This is a genomic window from Thiomicrospira microaerophila, assembly GCF_000934765.1.
Classification (GTDB): domain Bacteria; phylum Pseudomonadota; class Gammaproteobacteria; order Thiomicrospirales; family Thiomicrospiraceae; genus Thiomicrospira; species Thiomicrospira microaerophila.
In genome coordinates this window covers 1-1,800 of record NZ_JYNN01000096.1, presented here as the reverse complement: position 1 = coordinate 1,800, position 1,800 = coordinate 1, and the positions used below count along the sequence as shown (strand labels likewise).

The 1,800-nt window shown below is 39.9% G+C and carries 2 protein-coding genes; one reads left to right on the top strand and one right to left on the bottom strand.

The annotated features are described in order from the left end of the window. Window positions 1-227: 227 nt before the first annotated feature. Window positions 228-1,355 (top strand): Lcl domain-containing protein, encoded by a 1,128-nt coding sequence (locus NA59_RS14560; protein ID WP_052501686.1) that lies wholly within the window; start codon window positions 228-230, stop codon window positions 1,353-1,355. Window positions 1,356-1,444: 89 nt separating this feature from the next. Here NA59_RS14560 and NA59_RS15855 read toward each other — a convergent pair. Beyond that, window positions 1,445-1,800: ISAs1 family transposase (locus NA59_RS15855; RefSeq protein ID WP_044413531.1), on the bottom strand; the 356-nt coding region annotated here is incomplete at its 5' end.

Sequence of the window (1,800 nt, the reverse complement as noted above, 5' to 3'; positions counted from 1 at the left end):
ATTGTTTTGGCATTGATAGCTGGAAAACGGAGTGTATTTGGGTTAGTATTACGCATGGTGAGCTCGCTATTGTTGTTTACGAAAGTTTTTTGGTTTAAACTTAATTATATCAACAAGTTATGAGATCTTCACCATTTTTATGAAATATTCAGGCTAGTATAGGCTTTTTTAGCAATAATTGAAGTGCAAGGTAGCTATTGCAGGTAATAGCTTGAAAGTGTAATGGGGTGATTTTAATAAGCGGTTTTATTAGCCATAATTTAATAAATGAAGATGCCAATATAAACAAAAGGTTTGATACTATGATAACGATATGTTTGAGAAATCAACAAGAGAAGCTTAAATCTAAATTTAGGAAAATAATAGCTATTTCACTTGGTTCATTGATGCTAATTGGAGGTCATCAAGTTCAGGCAGGTGTGTCAAGTCAATTGGGTCAAGGGTTTATTGTGAGTCCAGAACAACTCATGCGACCGACCGATGATTCTGCTACATTAAGAATTTCATCGAATGTACCCGGATCGAAAGTATTTATTAATGGCCATTTTCGCGGTGAAACACCTTCTAGTTCAAGAGAAACCTTTGATGTAAAAATTGCAGAAGGTACTTATCATATTCAACTTGTTAAGCCGATAGATGAGTATCATGAATATCGTGGCGAGAGAAAAAACTTTACTGTTGTAGATTTTACATCACCTGCACTAAGAATTAATTTAACAATTAACCTTACTCCTTTAGGTATTATTGCCAGGCAAGAGGCTGAACAAAATGCACGTATTGCAAGAGAGAAAGCTGAAGCTGAAGAAAAAGCGAGGCGAGAGCGCATAGATAGACCTTACATAGAACGTTATGTAGTTAACAGTAATGGGACAGTTTATGATAAGTTAAACGATGTAACTTGGATGCGTTGTAGTTTGGGGCAAGATTGGACTGGGAGCAGTTGTATGGGGCGTGCTAATCGTTACAGATTTAGCCAGGCTGAAGATGCCGCAAAACAAGCCCATTTTGCAAATAAAACTGATTGGCGTTTGCCTACAATGGACGAACTACAGACGCTTGTATATTGCAGCTCTGGCCAACAACGAGAAAGCAAACTCGATGAAAACGGACAAATAGCTAAGCAGGGAAGAAAGCAACTTGATGGTGGATGTGAGGGTAGCTATCAGCAACCAACGATTTTTTCTTCGGTGTTTCCGAATACGGCAGTAAGTTGGTATTGGTCTGCTTCACCCGCTTTGGGGTATGGTGATCAAGTGTGGGCTGTCTACTTTCATAATGGTGCCGACAGCTACGCTCATCGCAAGCACTCTATTCCAATTAATGTTCGTTTGGTTCGGACTGGAAATTTACAATAAGTTACGTCAATTAATGAATGACAAATTTGCGCGAGGCTTAACCAAGCTTTTCAGCTTTTGTTTTGACGTCTTGATGCAGAGCAATCGCACTATAAAAAGCTACCTAAAACTTCACCCTTTTTTTCAGTATCAATGGGAGAGAGTTGCAAGATCGACTCTCTGAATCCGTCATCGCAACAAGCTTGTAGTCGTTTATTCTTTACGCCCAGCTTTGAACCCTTCGCATGACGTAATAAATTCAAGCTTAAACGCCGAATTATCGCTAGATTTTCAGCGGCATGACCGATTCGAGCACGTGACTGGTCTTCATTGAATGCCATATCCAGCACCCAGTGTAAGCTGTTCTCAATCCCCCAGTGTTGGCGAATATATTGTCCAAGCCGTTTTGCATCCGCAGGGTGTGAACTTATAAAGCAACGGCGCTCTGTGGTGGTTTTATTAGCCA